We start from the raw sequence: 18,207 nt of genomic DNA on the forward strand, positions 1-18,207 counted from the left end.
GGTTGGGTTCGCGACACCATAGTTAAACGACCTTCCTCACCAGCCGTAAGAAGAGTATAAAATGCGGAGTAAAAATTTTCATTATTCTGTGGTGCCCCGTGAGGGGCATGGGCGGCTAACGGGGAACTGAGCTCAATAAACTACACCACATCATGGTTGGACAGAACCGGTGGAACGAGCATTACAAAAGGCAGAGGAAGCAAAAGTTAAATTAATTACTCCTAAAATTGGAGAAACTGTTCCATTAATCGGAGAGTTTTCTGTTCCTATTTCATCTTGGTGGAAAATTTAAGTTGGGCAAATCCGATATTTTTATCCACAACCGCATGAGGTTGTGGATTTTTTTTACATAATAGGGATAACAACTGCAATATGATTTATACACTGCGGAAGTAACGAATTACTTTCTTGCTGATGAATGTCATAGAATATAAAATCGATATAGTGATATATCGCCAATTTCCGAGATAAGGCACGTGGCTAAGATGGGGGAGTGTGTATGGTTACAAGAAAAGATGTGGCACAAAAAGCAGGAGTTTCACCATCAACAGTATCGCGCGTCATCAACAAAAACGGATATGTTGCTCTTGAAGTAAGAGAACGAATAGAAGCAGCCATTGCCGAACTAAACTATATACCGAACCGAGCGGCACAAAATTTACGGACGAGATCCTATAAACAAATTGCTTGTATCTCACCTTCTATTAGTAACTCCTTTTTTTCAGAAATGTTTATGGGGATAGAGGGAATGGCAATCGAATACGGATATTCCTTATCGTTATATAATATTACGAAGAAGAAACATCCTTATATTAAGCAAGTTTTAGAAGGTCCTTATGATGGCATTATTCTGCTGGGATCTCAGGAGTTAACCATGGTTGAAGATATTCTTGAAATTACGAAAAAAATGCCGCTGGTTACCTATTGGGATCGAATTGAAAGAATGGACATTCCCCTTAAAGCACAAATTCCTCATGTATATATCGATTTAAAGAAGGTAATGAGGCAATCCGTAGAATATTTGATAACAAATGGACATAAGGAAATTGTCTTTTTAGGCCATTATTATAACGAAGAAAGCAACAGTAATCCAAGATATAAAGGTTATGAAATGGCTATGAAGGAACATCGCTTACCGATAAAGGATTATTATAAAATATTCATTGAAATGTATGAAGATAAATTGACGACGGGTTACGATGCTATAAAAATGTTATTGGATAGAGGGTATTATTTTACTGCTGTAGCTGCGTCTAATGATTTGTTAGCAGCTGGGGCCATAAGAGCGATCATAGAAAGCGGGAAAAAAGTTCCTCAGGATGTTTCAGTAATCGGTGTTGACAATATTGAGTTGGCTAAAATCGTCACTCCAACGTTGACTACGATGAATATTCCAAAAAAGGAAATTGGCAGAATGCTGGTTCAACAGTTGATGGATCAAATTCAGAATGAAAGCACTATGGCGAAAAGTATTGAAGTTGAAGTTAGATTGAAGGAAAGGGAATCTGTAAAGAATTTAATTATTTCATAAATTGATTGACAACGGTTTCAAAATAACTTATTTTAAAACCATGATGTGGTCACGTGACCACATTATTTTTCCGCAATGTGGTCACGTGACCATATATTTGTATAAAAGGAGCGAAAAAAATGAAAAGGTTCTCGGTCTTGTTGTCTTTATTAGTCGTTTTATCTATTTTCTTGACGGCATGCAGTGGCGGAAAAGAAAAAGATGGAAAGGCAAGCTCTACTAATGAAACGGCTGGTTCTACCAATGAAAAAGCTACGATTACGGTGGCGGCTTGGAATGCCGCGGCAGACGCTTTAACTGAACAGATTGCGGGATTTAACCAAAAGTATCCCAATATAAAAGTTGAAATACTGCGCGCGGATACCGGATATACCAAAGTTACTCCGGCTTTAGCGGCGGGAACGGGAGCTCCGGATGTTATTCAAACCCAGGCAAGGGATTTTCAGGCGTTCCTTCAGAAATTCCCCGATCAATTTGTGGATATAACAGACAAAACGCAAAAATACAAAAATGATTTTGTTGAATCTTCGTGGAAAAGCGTCACAAAAGATAATAAAGTATACGCCCTGCCGTGGGACTTAGGTCCAACCGCTTTGTATTACAGAATCGATTTATTTGAAAAGGCGGGCATCGATGTTAAATCTATTCAAACATGGGACGAATATATTGAAGCTGGCAAGAAATTAAAAGAAGCAATCCCCGGCACAGCTATGACCCTCTATACCGACGATTTTAATCTTTATGAAATCTTCTTAAACCAAATGGGTGGTTCTTATGTGAAAGATGGCAAAATTAATGTGAATTCGCCGGAATCAAAAAAGGCACTCTTACTTCAAAAGAAAATGAAGGATGAGGGCATTGCCATTAATGTTCACGATGGCAATGGACGAATTCCGGCGTTAACGAACGATAAAGTTGCCAGTGTTATTTTACCTGTATGGTATGCGGGTACGTTGAGCCATTCTGTTGAAAAACAAGCCGGTAAATGGGGGATCGTTCCGATCCCGGCTTTTGAAAAGGGTGGAAATACACAAGCTAATTTAGGCGGCTCCATTTTAGCAGTGTCGAAACAGTCTAAAAATGCAGATGCAGCATTTAAATTTATTGAATATGTATTAACGACTGACGAAGGTCAAAAGATTATGCTGCAATATGGACTTTTCCCTTCCTACACTCCATTCTATAAAAGCGAAGTATTTAATACGGAAGACAAGTACTTTGGAATGGAATTGTATCCTTTCTTCGCGAAACTAACCACAACCATCAAAGGTATGGAATATGGTCCAATTATGCTGGACGCAACGAAGCCGCTTAAAGATATGATTGATGGTGTGTTAACAGGAAATGATGTAGATAAAACGATGGAAACTACCGCAGAATCTATTTCGAAATCAACCAAGCTTGATGTAAATAAATAATAGAATATAAAAAAGAGTAGGTGTTCAACTTACAAACACCTGCTCTTTTTTATGGGAGGTGGCAAAATGAACCCCAAAAAATTAACCCCATACCTGTTTCTATCGCCGTTCTTCATCGTATTTGCTGTTTTCATGGCGTATCCCATTATCGAATCGTTTTATTTGTCGTTCACTTCTGCTCAAGGAAATCAGGCGGAATGGGTTGGTTTGGAAAACTTTAAAAACATTTTGACGGACGGATTATTTTGGAAGTCCCTTTACAATGTTTTTATCATATTAATTGTTCAAGTGCCGGTAATGCTCATTTTAGGGATATTCTTAGCTGTCCTATTAAACTCTAAATTTATTAAGGGAAAGGGCATCTTTCGATTATTCATCTTTTTGCCGGTATTAATTGATTTAGTCACCTATTCCATTGTGTTTACTCTTATTTTTAATGAGCAATTCGGAATGATGAATTACGTTTTAGGACTCTTTCATATTGACCCTATTCATTGGTTTAGCGACCCGATCTGGTCAAAGGTGTTAATTGTTATCGCGGTGACATGGAGATGGACTGGTTATAATACGATTATTTTGTTGGCAGGAATTACGACGATTGATCATTCGTTGTATGAATCCGCTGAAGTGGATGGGGCCAATAAATTCACCCAATTTTTTAAGATCACCATTCCCATGTTAAAACCAATCCTGTTGTTCTGTGGAATTCTTTCTACCATTGGTACTATTCAGTTATTTACAGAGCCCTCCTTATTAACAGCGGGCGGACCGAATAATGCGACCAATACACCGATTATGTACCTTTATCAATTTGGCTTCCAAAGCTTCCAATTTGGTTACGCATCAGCCTCGGCGTATGTTATTACCATTATCGTTGGTGTTATAAGTTTCTTCCAAATCAAGATAACGAAAGGAGGAAAAATATAATGAAAGGACCATCCTTTATAACAAAATCAGCAGGATATCTATTTTTGATTATTGTGACTATCGTCTCTGTTTATCCGTTTTATTGGATGTTTGTAGGTTCTACCCTATCAGACGGTGACATTTTCCAAAGTCCTCCCAGGTTTTTTCCAAGTGTGGAATTTATGAATAACATAACAGAACTAGCGGCTACTGCACCTATTTGGAGGGCATTGGGTAATAGCTTGCTTATCTCTGTCGTTTTTACGATTGCTACCTTGTATTTGTGTGCGATCGCGGGATATACCTTTGCTAAATTTGAGTTTAAAGGGAAAAATGTCATGTTCGGTCTCGTATTAATTACGATGATGCTGCCGCACCAAGTGACCTTGATTCCTTTATTCAAAATGGTTATCGGGTTTGGCTGGCAAAATCAACCGCAGGCGGTCATTTTACCGGCGCTCGCGAATGCCTTTGGAGTCTTTTTTATGAGGCAAAATATGATGAGTATTCCGACAGAAATGATAGAAGCGGCGAGAATTGATGGGGCTATTGAGTTGTCCATTTTTCATAAAATTATTTTGCCTACTTCCTTACCGCCATTAGCTGCATTAGGCATATTGAGCTTTATCCAACAATGGGGCAATTATTTGTGGCCGCTGATTATTTTGCAGGATAGAGAAAGTACGACGTTGCCTGTTTTATTATCCCAATTAGTGGCTCCGGGCCAGGTCGTTTATTATGGCCAAGTATTAGCGGGAACGGTTATCAGTATTGTGCCGGTATTAATCTTATTCCTGTTGTTGCAGAAGTATTTTATCAGCGGAATTTATGGGGGATCTGTTAAAGGTTAATATCGAGAGGAGTATATAGATGAGTTTACAAAATGATTGGGAAAACTTGAACGTGTTATATAAGAATCGATTGCAAGTCAGGTCAACCTTTTTTAGCTATAAGAGTAAACGGGAAGCCCTTATGTACGAACGAGGAGACTCTCAAGGTTTCTTATTGCTTAATGGCAATTGGAAATTTCATTATGCGAACTCGCCGATGGAATCGCCGAGTGATTTTTACCGGGAAGAGTACTCCACAGATCATTGGGCGGATATCAGCGTTCCATCTCATTGGCAATTAAAAGGGTACGGGAAACCGCATTATACAAATGTTCAGTATCCTTTTCCAGCAGATCCTCCGTACATTCCTTCCGAGAATCCAACGGGATCGTACAGCCGAACCTTTTATATCACAGAGGAAGCTTTACAAGGGAAATGCTATCTCATGTTTGAGGGTGTTGATAGCTCTTTCCATGTTTGGATGAATGGAAAATTCGTAGGATATAGTCAAGGCAGCCGACTTCCTTCAGAGTTTGATATTACTCGTTTTGTAAGAGAAGGCGAAAATCGGATCTCGGTACGAGTCTATCAATGGGCCGAATCCTCTTATATTGAAGATCAGGATATGTGGTGGTTAAGCGGAATCTTTAGGGATGTCTATATTCTCTCGAAATCAGATGTTCATATCCGTGATTTGTTTCTGAATGGCACTTTAGAACATGACTATCAGGATGGCCGGCTTGATTATGAGATTGCTTTATCAGGAGTGTATCAAGATCATACAGTGACTGTGGAAATCCAAAAGGAGGGCACTGTTGTTGCTTTGCACAAACAAGATTTAGCGAGCGAAACAGTGACAGGTTCCATTCATCTGGGTCAGGTAAAATCGTGGAATGCTGAAACTCCTTTCTTATATGATGTGGTGGTTACTTTGCTAAATCCTGCGGGGGAAGTAGTAGAAGTTATTCCGCAAAAATGCGGATTTAGAACAGTTGAGATTAAAGACGGCCAATTGCTCGTAAATGGTGCAGCTATCATGTTTAAAGGTGTGAATCGGCATGATGCGCATCCTGATCACGGAAGGGCTGTCCCTTTACGATCTATGATTGAGGATTTAGTTTTAATGAAACAGCATAACATTAATGCCATCCGAACGGCACATTATCCGAACGACCCGAGGTTCTATGACCTTTGTGATCAATTTGGCTTTTATGTGATTGATGAAGCCGATCTTGAGTGTCATGGTTTGACCAAGATTGGGCAACCCCATTTATTAAGTAATGATCCGGCGTGGAAAAATGCCTATTTAGATCGAATGGAAAGATTGGTAGAACGAGACAAAAACCATCCTTCCGTCATTATGTGGTCATTAGGGAATGAGTCCGGTTTTGGACAAAATCATGTTGCGATGTACGAATGGGCGAAAAGGAGAGACCCTTCAAGACTGGTCCACTATGAAGGAGAGACAAGGGTGATATTGTCGGAGGATAACTTTGTCCCCACGAAGGACCCTATAGCAACAGATGTTCATACATCCATGTATACGCCAATTGAAAAATTAAAGGTAATGGGGGGATTAACCTACTTAAACAAGCCCCATATTTTATGCGAATATGCCCATGCAATGGGAAACGGCCCAGGCGGGTTTAAAGAATATTGGGAGACCTTCTATGCCTATGATCGATTACAGGGCGGTTTTGTTTGGGAATGGGTTGATCACGGTTTACGCCAATATACACAAGAGGGTAAGGAGTATTTTGCATACGGGGGTGATTTTGGCGAAGCGCCTCATGATGGAAACTTTGTGATCGATGGGTTGGTTCGGCCGGATCGTGAGCCATCACCAGCGTTAGCTGAATTTAAAAAAGTGATTGAACCCGTCGTCACATCGGATTTTAATGATAAAGAAAACACCGTACGGATCCAAAATCGATTTGATTTTTCCGATTTATCGGGGTTACAGTGCGAGTGGTTTATTGAAGCTGACGGACGAATCCTTGAAGGTGGAATTGTCGATGTTCCGGAAATTCCTGCAAACACGGCCAAGGTGGTTGACTTACCGATTCATCTACCGGCAGTGGTGGAGGAAAATACAGATTATTGGTTAAATCTCGTTTGGAAGACGAAAGAAAGAACGTTATGGGCTGATCCAGGTCATACGGTTGCGTGGTCGCAATATGAACTCCCAATCTCTCGTTATGTTCCGGTTGAACCACAACCTTCAGGTCGATTAACGATATTGGATAAAGCCTCCACGACGAAAATAGAGGGGCCAAACTTTGGATTGACCTTTAATAAACAAAATGGACGAATAGAAGATTATTATTTTGATGGTCAGCTCGTGATGCCAATAGGACCAAGGCTAAATTTCTGGAGAGCGCCAATCGATAATGATTTACTGGGGTCGGAAGAGTTTAACGCAAGCTCCGCTACAAAACGATGGAAGGAATTTGGTGTACATGCCATTCAACATCGAATGATCGGTACGGACGTCACGATTAGTGAAGACCTCAAGTCCGTTGTCATTCAGTGTGTAGCCAAGCTAGCACCGCCTGTTCTTGCGTGGGGATTCCAGGTGACCTATCTTTATACCATCTATTCGAATGGAAGAATCGCCATAGAGATCAAGGGTGTGAAATCTGGCGAGGGACCTCAGTACCTGCCGCGGATTGGTGTTGAGATGGTGGTGGAAGGAGTCTATGATCACGTACAGTGGTATGGATTAGGACCAAATGAAGCCTATAGCGATAGCAGACAGGCGGCGAGAATGAGCGTTTGGTCATCAACCGTTGATGGCCTGCATACACCGTATGTGTTCCCGCAAGAAAACGGCAACCGACATCAAACCAAATGGGCAAGTTTTACACAAGAGAATGGAAAAGGGTTGTTCATCAGTGGTTCCTCTTTTGATTTCACTGCAAGCTATTATACAGTTGAACAGTTGGAGGCGGCCAAACATACATGTGACCTATTGAAACAGCCGTATATTACTTTACATGTTGATCAACAGCAATATGGGTTGGGCTCTGCCAGCTGTGGTCAAGAAGTACAGGAACAGTATCGTTTAGAGAATAAAAATTTTGACCTTTCGTTTTCGATTCTACCATACGATGAAAATGCCCATTCTCCTGTTGCATTAAGTAAAAAGATTATTAGTATTTAAGAAAAAAATACTGCAAAATCAGTGAAGATGAGATAGAAAATGTAACACCATTCTAAACCGCGACTACGCTGTAGACGATTCTGTGTCGTTAGCAAATTCAATCAGGAATCAGATACTCCCCTCGCCACCAACAAAAAAACACTGACCGCACGAGGTCAGTGTTTTTTTTGTTGGTGGAGTAGAATGGGGAGTCATGCCGTTCCATATTGGCGTTCTTAGTCTCTAAAAATTATCGCGAAGAGAGGGAAAGTCAATGGAAATTTGCTAGGCAAGGCGCAGTTCTAGGTTCGTCCATGTATTGGTTAATAGAAAGAGTGTAGATCGGTAAAGACTTGGAGTGGCTCTCCAAGTCTTTTTAGTTGAAAATCCACAAATCGTTCAAAAGTCCATTCTTTTTCTAATTTTCTAAAAATTGATGAAAGAGCAAAAAATCGAGCTATTTACGATAGCGCTTTCATCAATCAGAGTGGAAAGAAACCCCAATATAAAGGAGGTAAGTCAAGTATGTTCAAAGCCTTTAACAAAGGCAAGGCCACGCTCAGTTGGCTACTTTCTGTCATATTGGTCTTATCCATAATGGCTGGCGTTCTACCGGCGTCAGCGGCAGATGCAGCATCACAGCCGGGATCGGGGACGGAAACAGAGGTGCAAGACTTCTTCGCTCCGGCTCAGCATGCAGGAAGCATGACCGTAAAACTCTATCCGACGGAAGCTGTGGAAACGGGAACGCCTACATTAGTCACGTTCGGTGTTCCTTTTACGCGGGGATCGGTGACAGAAGAGCAGCTTGAGCAGGTTAGGGTTATGAAGAACGGTGTGGAAATTCCCGCATTCGTTGAGCAGCTCACGCCTTGGCGTCATGTTTCGAATACCGGGATTGATCAAGCATCCGTTCGATTTGCGCGGATCCAGATCCATTACACCTTCGTCCAAACTTATCCGAGCTACGAAGAAATTACGGTGGAATGGGGCGGTCCCGCCCGCGCGCAAAATGTGAGCAGTCTCGAAGATCCCCGCAGCGCATGGCATCTCGTCACATCGGGAACCTTCGTCGCCGAAGACAACGTATATGAGCCCGACGTTTATGCGGTTTTGCCTAAAGACATCATGATCGACGGGGCCATCAGGCCGCATCTGATGACTCCGATGAACGACGATATTCCGCTTACGAGACAAGATCCGTTAAAGGTGAAATCGCAGCTGCCCATGGATCAATATTTGGCTTACGATCATTCTTCGGTCAATAACTTCTATACGGCCATTAATGAAGATGATCCGATTGAACACAGGCTGATGAATTATAAAACCGTAGGGGATGTCTGGCTCTTCGACCGCTCGTCAACGATGTTTGTGTCCTATATGCGCAGCGGTTCATTCAAAATGCTGCAAGAAGCAGTACGCAGCACGGAGTTTTATCGGACAAAATTGTTAGATAACGGAATGTTTTCTCTCAGAGCCAAGTCCATGTACAGCACGAATGAAAATTTGGCCTATACGTACTGGCTGACCGGTGATAATGTCGTGAAAGAAAGTATTCCGAAGATCGTCAATGCCTATAAAAATGACGTTCACAGATGGAGTCCGAGCCTGGGTTTCTGGACTGAGCGCATTGTTGGATTAAAGCTGCTCGCCAATATTGTCGCCTATGAGGTGTTTGGGGATGAATACAAAGCCTCGATGCTCGATATTATCGACTCCCTGATCTGGCACCAAAATGGCGCGGGTGGGCAAATTCCGGCGCAGCGGATCGATGGAGGCTTGTACCATACGGATGCGCAGCACGATGAAGGTGCTCCTAACACATGGCTAGCGTCCCCATGGATGTCGGTGTTCGTCAACGACGCGATGGTTCGGGCGTACGCCTTTACGGAAAGTGGGGATATCGCCCAGTTTATCAAGAGGTTAGCTAATGTATTCAAAGCGGCAAGCAAGCTGTCCAAGACAGGAGACATTTGGGAGGAAGAGCCGCCATTCGAGCAGGAACCGCATATTTACTCCAGTATTTATCCGGGAGCGCTTGTTTTCCCGGATTATATGTTGAATATCGATGGCTCGAGCAATATGCGCTGGAACGACGATGTTGAACATGCGATTGACGTTGCAGGCGCTGTCGCGTGGGGGGCCTATTTCTCGAAGTTGCTTGGGACGCCGGATACCGCCTTAACCAAGCTGGCAAACCGTCTGTACGATACTTTTGAAATTGGGGTCAATTACTGGATTCTGCCGCATCCATCCGATGGGAATAAATATGTGTACCGGGTAACTCCGCCGCGAAAATACAGCTGGCAATTGAGAACGACAGGCCACTTCTCGTGGGTGATGGAACAATTGGGCGGCAGAAGCACGGCTCAGCCTAACGGCGATTATTACGCTTACGTGCCGTATACGCCTAACGCTCCGGTAACGACTTATGCTTTTGCGGAGCCTAAGACGGGTGTGGTTGAAATCGAGTTTGATGTCACGCCGCTTGAGGATCGCGTAAATGGTCATATTGCCTTCAACTCGGCGAATGCCGTGATGAGCTTCTCTGCCGACAGAAGAATAAACCTGATGCTTGGAGCAAACGGCCGGTTCGCAGCCAACAACAACACGGCCACTCAGTCGGTCAATGCGATTCCGTACGCCAAGGGCGAAACGTACCATGTTGCCATGAGGATCGATGTTGATAATAAAAGGTATAGCGCTACGGTCGACGGTGTCAAGCTCGCCGAAAACTATGCGTTCCGCAGCAATGCAGCACTTGCTAAATATAACGTCGGCGTCATGGGCGTAGTTGCGGCGGAAGGAAGCTTCAAAGTGACCAACATCAGCGAGAAGCTGATCGGACTTGTCGATAACGATAAGGCTGGCATGAACGAGACGAACAATCCAGCTATCGTTAATGGGAAGAAAGTATTTTCCGTAGGCCCGACCCATAAATTTAAAAAGGTTCAGGACGTCGTGGCATTGTTGCAGCCAGGGGACGTAGTGGAAGTGGATGGAGATACGGTGTATCCGGCTCCGATCTTCATGGATGTGAACAATTCCGGAACGAAAGCGCAACCGATTACGATTAAAGGCGTATCGGCGAATGGCAACAGGCCGATTCTTAAAACATTAAACGCCGCGAATATGATGGAGATCGACGCGAATCACATTGTAATTGACAACTTTGAAGTGGCGGGTAATCTGGCCGAAGTGCTGGCAAGATTTCCGGGCGTTCATTACGGCAACATCATGTCGCAGCCGGGCGCTGTCAGAACCGATATTTCCAATCAGACGGTTTACCGGGCTATCTTCCACAAGGCCGATAATCTTGTTGTTAGAAACAGCGTGATCCACGACGCTAGAATGGGAATATTGGGTTCCGACTTCGGTTCCGGCAGCATTACGGTCGAATACAACGAGGTGTACCGCAATGGAACGAATGGAGGCCACCATAACCTGTATCTTTCGGCTGACGAGGCGGCCCATCCGGATTCCGTGGCAAGGGTGCAATATAACTACATCCACGATTCCAACACCGGAAATGGCTTGAAAACAAGGGCTGGCCGTAATGAAGTGTACTATAACTGGTTCGAAAACAATTATTATCAGAGCCTCGAGCTGATTGGACCTGACCCGGATTTCGGAATAGACGGCGGAAAATATTCGTTCTTGACTGTCGAAGAGTTAAGGAAAACGAACCCTGAGTACGGCGAGTTATTCAGAAGGGAAGATTCGGATGTCGTCGGCAACGTCATTGTTCATACGCGAGGCTCTCTCGTTCGCGTAGGCGGAGACGGCACATCCGATTTATCCGAGTATACGGGTAAAGTCGGTCCGTCCTTCGGCCAGACTTACGGTCGTTACCGTTTCGTGAATAACACGTTCGTTCATTATGCGAATGATTCCGAGGTACAAGCGATCCGTATTGAATTCGGCGTGGAAAGCGTTGAACTGTACAACAACGTATTCTATAAGCCTGATGGTAGTCCGATGAGCATTGTTGCAGAAAATACGGATCCGTCTTCCATTAACAGAGCGAACTGGGCTTCCGGCAGCAGACAGGTGAAGGGAGCGAACAACTGGGTTCAGACGAATGCGCTTGACGTGCCGGGCGGCAATGAATGGGCAGGCACGATCTTCGGCACGAACCCTGAATTTATCGATGCCCGGGCTGAGGTGAAAAACTTTAACCCTGCGGCAAATAGTCCGTTGAGAAGAGCAGGCGTACCGGTTGAGCAAACGGTGGCTGCTTGGGGCGATTGGGCAAATACGTTGTACGACTACCCGGCTCCATGGCCTGTTCAAGGATTCGATATGAGTACTTACGTGGGTAAACCTGTCCAGATGACAAATAAGGACAATGCTTTCCCGAACCCACTCTTGAGCGTTGACTATGATGCTGTCAATCCGGCAACCTTGACTGCTTCGCCTCGTATGGATGTCGGAACAACGGCTATCGGCGCCTTCGCCGGCAGCATCACTGCGGCCGACCTGGCAGCGCAGCTTAACTATTTCATTGCATCCGGCAACGTTAACGGCCCGTCGGTTAGCCAACTGACAAACGCTTTACAGCAGGTCGAGCATCACTTGAATGGAGGCCGGACGAAGCAAGCGGTTGATCATTTGGAACAATTCTTAAGACAACTGAACAAACCGCCCCAACCGGGCAATATATCCGAAGCCGCCAAGGCGATTTTGGGTGCTCGTGCGGCAAGCTTGATAGGTAGCTTGACCAACTAGGATGTGAAGAATCCCCCGCAGCGGGGGATTCTTCGTTATTTTAGTTGTTCCCCGATCGTAAAATTTTTTTGTATAAAATTGGGTCTTTCGTGCATAAATTTTTATGAATTTCAGACATCGGACTGAAATTAGGATTGACAATGTGAAGGAGGAGAAGGTGATATTAGCACCTATTGAAACGAAGGCTATCGGCGCGGTTGGGAACACAAGCTTAAAGGAAGAGAGATTTATTGACGATCTTAGAAACACGCTGACGGGTACAGTGAACGAATGCGAGGCTTATTCCTTGCTTTGCAGGAACCGGCATTTTAACCCGGATATTGATTTGACAACGATGGAGGATGCTGTTCGCATACCTTATATCACATCACAGGCATTTAAAAAATCCGTCGGACTTTTTCCAAAGCTTTTGCGTATCCCAGTGTCAGAGATTGATCTCTGGACCGCTTCGAGCAGCACAAGGGGAGACCCCAGCCTTTCCGGGCGGCGATGGGAGGATGTCGGGACTTACCAACTTGCGTATCTCAGCCTGTTCTCCCGTTTATTCGGCAACGAGCCGTTTGATACCTCTCTCGTTTTTTGGCCGGATCCGGCGGTCATGAAGGCCCGGTCGGGAAATCTTTACGGTAAACCGGTAGAACCCTTCGCCCTGTATATTATTCAATCGGAACGGGTTACACACGATCCCCAAAAGCTTCACTATTTAATGCAACCAAACAAGGAAACCCTTCGCATGGAGATTAATTTGCCCATTTTGCTAGATAGACTTCGTGAGGCGGTTCACAGCAAGGAGAGAACCCTGTTGATTGGCTCCACTCCGCTGCTTTATTTAACTCTTAAAGATCATTACGACCGTACTGGAGAGACCTTCGATCTAGGTTCCAATGGATACCTTCTGCCAGGAGCGGGTGGATGGGATGGAAAGAAGGGACAGGTGAACATCAGCAGAACGATATCCAAGGAGGCGTTTGTGTCGGATATGACCCGTATACTGGGCATTCCGCCGGAACATATAACGGATCGCTATGGTTTCTCCGAGTCCTCCACGATGCTGCCGGGTTGTTATGATGCCGATTTGCGGGATTTTGTGTATGAGGTGCCTCCGTGGGCGCATGCGCTCGTGCGAGACCCAAACACACTGGAGCCGATATCCGAGTATGGAAAAGAGGGGCTTCTGGAACTCATTACGCCTTACGGTATGAGTACGCATGCCGGCGCAGCTGTGTTGGTCGATGATTTAGTGAGCCTGGTCGAACCTACTAATTCCAAAATATCTGGGACGGCAATTCGAATTCACGGTCGAGTCCCTCATTCTCATAAAGCAGGATGCGGGGTGATGTTCGAATGACATTTGCTAACTTACCGGAAATACCTCGTCGTATCGGGTGCGACGATGCAGTTGCTGCAGCGGAACGGCTTCGTCCAGGGATAACAGCGGCAAGAGCCCGTCCCGTTGCCTATTACCTGAACCTTTTAGATGAAGTTGGAAAGCTATGGTCAAACCCTGGCTATCGTGCACCGATTGTACCCATGCTCGCCGCCTCTACCGGTCACTCGCCGGAGCTTGTGGAATATGAAATTGACACTTTGAGTCGATTGCTAACGCGGGATTATCTGGCATCAATGGTGGAGCAGGAACTTGGCAGCATCAATATATTAGACAGCTGGATTCAAGCGCCGGGGTTGCGACTGCGCCGCCAATCACGCGGATTGTTATTGCATAATTTGGCGGGGAACGCGCTAATCGTGGCTCCCCTCAGCCTTGCTTACGGGCTCATCACCAAAAATGTCAATCTGGTAAAAATACCGACGGATGAGCCGATATTCGCAGCAGCCTTTGCTCAATCCATCTTATCGGTATCACCGGAGCTTGCCGATGAACTTGCTGTTTTGCAGTGGTCTGGGTCTGATCAGTCAGTTTACCGCGCACTATTTCCACTTCTGGATGGAGTCATTCACTGGGGGGGCGAACAGTCACAACGTTCGATTGCACATTTGGCTGCCGAGCATGATGTGCCCCTGCTTGCACATGGACCCAAATTCAGTTTTACGTATTTGGACGGACCATTGCCGTGCGATCTTGCGGACTTGGCAGAAGGTATAGCCTCAGACCTAGTGTTGTGGGAGCAGAAGGCGTGCTCATCGCCCAGATTCATCCTTGTACGTGCGGATACTGGATATTCAGATGCGGAGGCTATTGCCGAAGCACTAGCATTGTCACTTCAAAAGGCGACTGTCAGATGGCCGGTTACGCCTAGTGATGTAGGAAGAGGAGTGCGAGTTGCCGCACACCGGCATCAGTATGAACTCCAGTTGGGATTGAGCGGCCAAGGCAAGGTTTTGGCATCTGCCGACTCCCAAAGTTGGACCGTTGTGCTGTCGAAGATACTGCCCGATCATGCTGCGATAAATGCGTCTACCGATCGTTTTGTGTTCGTGTGTCCAGTAGCCTCAAACGAAGAGGTACTCGCTTATTTGTCGTCGTTCGGTCGGCATCAGCGGCGGCTTTTTCAGGTAATGGCCTATGAAGGTAACGATTCGGATTTTCTTGATACCGCCACGCAGCTTGGGGTCGCCCGAATTTCCCGGATTGGGGAGATGAGCTGTCCTGCGCCGGGAGCTTCACACGACGGTGGATACAACTTGACTGCGTTGACCACACTTCATTCTTGTCCGGATACTACTACAAATATAAAGTGATTTAATTAAAAAACGCCCCAAGCGAATGTGAGTTTACATTCATATGATAGATGAATCATCATCAATCCTATGGGGGCAAACGTGGTTAAACAAGCGAATCGGAAGCGATATATCACTGCGCACATATTACAAAGCGTGTCGACAGCCATGGTGCCTTTTTACACCGCGATTGCTCTTAAACCGCAATATGCTGCCCGATGGAGCAAGGCGGTTATCAAAGCCGATCTTACGAAGATGCAGAAGATGCTGCGTCAAGTTTCGCCTCGGGCCGGCAATCAGCTCGGTTCCAATGGAATCGGATACTTCGTCACGTTCTCGTTATCGAATAGTACCATCAACTATACGAACGGAACGACCATCCCGCCTGGAAGCGTTCAGTTCAATTTCGACACACGCGTACACCGTTCAATCGCTCATAGTGTATTGCCTTTTTACCGCAGAATCGCGGAGTTCAGACCGTTTGCCTCGACGTTAGCGAAAGCGATTCGCAAAGGTGATACTAAAGCCGTAACCTGTATGACCCGTTCTTGCATCAGAACGCCAGCTTTAAAATCGGTTTCGATTGAAGGTTCCGGATTCGCGTTATTATTCGAGTATTCGTTCAGCAAATATCCATACCGCAATCTTCTATTAAACGAGTCCGACTAAGTACGGAGGGCAACAATGTAAAAGAAAACGATTGAACCGGGAGAACAGATCGCGGAGGATGTCCTCTGTGATGACTGTTCTTTTTTTTAATCGAGCTCCTTGATTCGTCCCACGCATACATGAGCGAGATTTCCTGCAAAGATCCCGCTCGAAATCAGATACTCCCTTCGACTCAAACATGAATCCTCAAGATTCCGTTCCAAGTTCTGGAACATGCATGTTTAAGAACGTGATATGATGGGACTAGGACCAGGCCCTTCGGCCTGTGGCCTATATCCTACAGCTTAGAGGAGATTACAGCATCATGAAGCGCATCAGCAAAAGAAGGATTAGCGAAGTTGCTCTGTCAGTTTTGCTCGCCGGTTCTCTTATCCCCGCTGGGGATGCCCTGGCGGCCAAGCAGGGATTCACCGATGTACCCGCCGGCCATTGGGCGAATGCCGCCATTACTCGATTAGCCGATTTAGACGTCGTTCACGGGTATCCAGACGGCTCCTTCAAGCCGAATGCGTATATTACGCAGGAAGAATTCATCGCCATGGCTGCCCAGATTCTATACGGCAAGTCTGCTGCAACTCCTGTGGCTGAGGAGGACATAGACGTGCCGCCGAGATGGTCGGATTGGGCCTACGAGTCGCTGGCGAAGCAGGGTGTCACCTCATTGGAAGATTTCTGGCCCAGGGACAGCGATAAGAGACTCGTCCAGATTACCCGGGCGGAAGCGGCTAGGATCATCTACATGCTGCTCAACGGCAATGTCGAGAACCTGTCATCGAAAGTGGCCGTGAAATTTTTATACCAACAAAACCTGACTTCCGGTACATACAGCAACCGAGGGGATTACTTCACCAATTACGGTCCGACGGAACTGCTTACTCGCGCTCAGGCCGCTCTCTTCTTAACGAAGATCAAGGATTATAAGGCGGGAGCCATCAAGCCGCCAAGCAAACCGGCTAAAGTTGACGACTCTCTCGCCAGCCGGATCAAGGCGATTGCTCAGAATGCCGGCGTCAAAGTCACCGCTTCCTTGAATGCCGAACGGTATCAGACGCGGGTAGAGGGCAGCGGGATTACCCTGGATTTCCAATTTGATGAGTTCGCCTATGGAGATGTGGGCGAGAATTGGCATATGACCATTATCAAGTTGGATAAAAACAGGATCGGACTGATGACCTCTATTCTAACGGAGCTTGGTCTGCCGATGAGCGCGAAGGAAACGAGCGCACTTCTGAAGGATTTGCTGGCGCTCGAATACGGCCAGGTAGGCAAGACTTACAAGAAAGGAAATATCTCAATCCAAACCTCGTACTACTACGGCTACCACGTCCAGTGGGGGGAGCATAGGAACAATGACCCGCAGAACGCCACGAACTCGAAGCCTTATGCGCTCTTCGTCAACGGCGAGGAGAAGCGGGGGCCGGGGTTCAATACGTTCTTGGAGCCGGTATTCGATAAGAATGGAACGATCTACGTGCCTGTGAGCGACGTCTTGCCCGGCATTGGCGGCTCCTGGGACATGAGCGATGATTGGAACGTCGTGACCGTCGTCTTGAAACGGGGTTACCAGTGGAAATTCGAATGGGACGGGGTTCCGAAGAAGAACGGCGCCACTTTCATCGGAACCTCCATCGGGATGGACGATTCGGATCTTACGGTCAAAGCGATTTCCAAGGATGGCTCTCTTTTCGTTCCGCTGGATTTCGTCTCTCAATATTATCCGGTGACGACGCGGATGGATGGGAAGACAACCATGATTCTGATCGGTACCGTGCCTGAGCATCCGACCGCGAACTATTTCGGAACCAAGGGCCAGTACCCTTCCACCTTCGATTTCAATCCGTTGGATCCGAACATGAAATATCCAGGGGGTTGGAAGGCGCCGCAGCTCACTTCGAAGTGGTCGTCCAAGCCGGCAGACAATTTCAAAGCTTTCGAGGAAGAGCTAGGTTTTAAGGACGGTGGACGTTACTACAGCATTACCGGCGCTTCTCGTGCGATTACCGTCATGCAGGGCGATTCCAAGGACACGGAGGTAACACTCAGATTTACGGGATGGGGGACGCCTCCCGGACAGCTGGAACCTACGTTGTCGGAATCGTTCAAGATCCCGGTTGTCTCGGCGCAGCTGTTCCGATTCTATTTCGAGGACAATTGGAAGACGGTCTGGGACTACTTCAACCGCAACGATATTCCCGATCAGTTCAAGTTGAACGGAAGAACGGTGAAGGTGTCCTATAACCATGTTAGCGGCATATTGACTCTTGAAATCGGGCCCAAGACGAAATAACGGTAATAACCGGAAGC

General features: G+C 45.9%; 10 protein-coding genes. All 10 read left to right on the top strand.

All coding sequences use genetic code 11. The features are described from left to right. Positions 1-499: 499 nt before the first annotated feature. The 10 genes from E5161_RS15835 (at position 500) to E5161_RS15880 (ending at position 18,190) form a co-directional block, all read left to right on the top strand. Entirely contained in the window at positions 500-1,531 is a 1,032-nt protein-coding gene (locus E5161_RS15835; RefSeq protein ID WP_136778819.1) for a LacI family DNA-binding transcriptional regulator, read from the top strand. Between the two features lie 119 nt (positions 1,532-1,650). Next, the gene (locus E5161_RS15840; protein WP_136778820.1) at positions 1,651-2,949 is read left to right on the top strand and encodes an ABC transporter substrate-binding protein; all 1,299 of its coding nucleotides are present in this window, start codon (positions 1,651-1,653) and stop codon (positions 2,947-2,949) included. 66 nt (positions 2,950-3,015) lie between these two features. Beyond that, positions 3,016-3,876 carry a carbohydrate ABC transporter permease gene (locus tag E5161_RS15845; RefSeq protein ID WP_136778821.1) on the top strand — a complete coding sequence of 287 codons (861 nt, stop codon included), beginning with the start codon at positions 3,016-3,018 and terminating at the stop codon, positions 3,874-3,876. After that, on the top strand, positions 3,876-4,706 hold the full coding sequence (locus E5161_RS15850) for a carbohydrate ABC transporter permease (protein ID WP_136778822.1): 831 nt from the start codon (positions 3,876-3,878) through the stop codon (positions 4,704-4,706). The genes E5161_RS15845 and E5161_RS15850 overlap by 1 nt, the downstream gene beginning before the upstream one ends. 19 nt (positions 4,707-4,725) lie before the next feature. Next, positions 4,726-7,848: a glycoside hydrolase family 2 TIM barrel-domain containing protein gene (locus tag E5161_RS15855; RefSeq protein ID WP_136778823.1), complete on the top strand. Its 3,123-nt coding sequence runs from the start codon at positions 4,726-4,728 to the stop codon at positions 7,846-7,848. Positions 7,849-8,352: 504 nt separating this feature from the next. Next, positions 8,353-12,555 carry an FIMAH domain-containing protein gene (locus tag E5161_RS15860; protein ID WP_136778824.1) on the top strand — a complete coding sequence of 1,401 codons (4,203 nt, stop codon included), beginning with the start codon at positions 8,353-8,355 and terminating at the stop codon, positions 12,553-12,555. 142 nt (positions 12,556-12,697) lie between these two features. Further along, a complete protein-coding gene (locus E5161_RS15865) occupies positions 12,698-13,903 on the top strand; it encodes a LuxE/PaaK family acyltransferase (RefSeq protein WP_169306725.1) in 1,206 nt (401 codons plus the stop codon). Continuing rightward, the gene (locus E5161_RS15870) at positions 13,900-15,255 is read left to right on the top strand and encodes an acyl-CoA reductase (RefSeq protein WP_169306726.1); all 1,356 of its coding nucleotides are present in this window, start codon (positions 13,900-13,902) and stop codon (positions 15,253-15,255) included. The genes E5161_RS15865 and E5161_RS15870 overlap by 4 nt, the downstream gene beginning before the upstream one ends. Before the next feature lie 81 nt (positions 15,256-15,336). Beyond that, positions 15,337-15,903, top strand: coding sequence for a hypothetical protein (locus E5161_RS15875; RefSeq protein WP_246042328.1), 567 nt, complete (start codon positions 15,337-15,339; stop codon positions 15,901-15,903). A gap of 304 nt (positions 15,904-16,207) precedes the next feature. Further along, positions 16,208-18,190, top strand: coding sequence for an S-layer homology domain-containing protein (locus E5161_RS15880; RefSeq protein WP_136778828.1), 1,983 nt, complete (start codon positions 16,208-16,210; stop codon positions 18,188-18,190). Positions 18,191-18,207: the final 17 nt, after the last annotated feature.

The sequence above is a fragment of the Cohnella pontilimi genome, assembly GCF_005049045.1.
GTDB classification, from domain to species: domain Bacteria; phylum Bacillota; class Bacilli; order Paenibacillales; family Paenibacillaceae; genus Cohnella; species Cohnella pontilimi.

Coding starts and splice junctions, on each gene's coding strand:
- E5161_RS15835 (WP_136778819.1), top strand. CDS start 500: ATGGTTACAAGAAAAGATGTGGCACAAAAAGCAGGAGTTTCACCATCA.
- E5161_RS15850 (WP_136778822.1), top strand. CDS start 3,876: ATGAAAGGACCATCCTTTATAACAAAATCAGCAGGATATCTATTTTTG.
- E5161_RS15880 (WP_136778828.1), top strand. CDS start 16,208: ATGAAGCGCATCAGCAAAAGAAGGATTAGCGAAGTTGCTCTGTCAGTT.
- E5161_RS15870 (WP_169306726.1), top strand. CDS start 13,900: ATGACATTTGCTAACTTACCGGAAATACCTCGTCGTATCGGGTGCGAC.
- E5161_RS15840 (WP_136778820.1), top strand. CDS start 1,651: ATGAAAAGGTTCTCGGTCTTGTTGTCTTTATTAGTCGTTTTATCTATT.
- E5161_RS15845 (WP_136778821.1), top strand. CDS start 3,016: ATGAACCCCAAAAAATTAACCCCATACCTGTTTCTATCGCCGTTCTTC.
- E5161_RS15860 (WP_136778824.1), top strand. CDS start 8,353: ATGTTCAAAGCCTTTAACAAAGGCAAGGCCACGCTCAGTTGGCTACTT.
- E5161_RS15855 (WP_136778823.1), top strand. CDS start 4,726: ATGAGTTTACAAAATGATTGGGAAAACTTGAACGTGTTATATAAGAAT.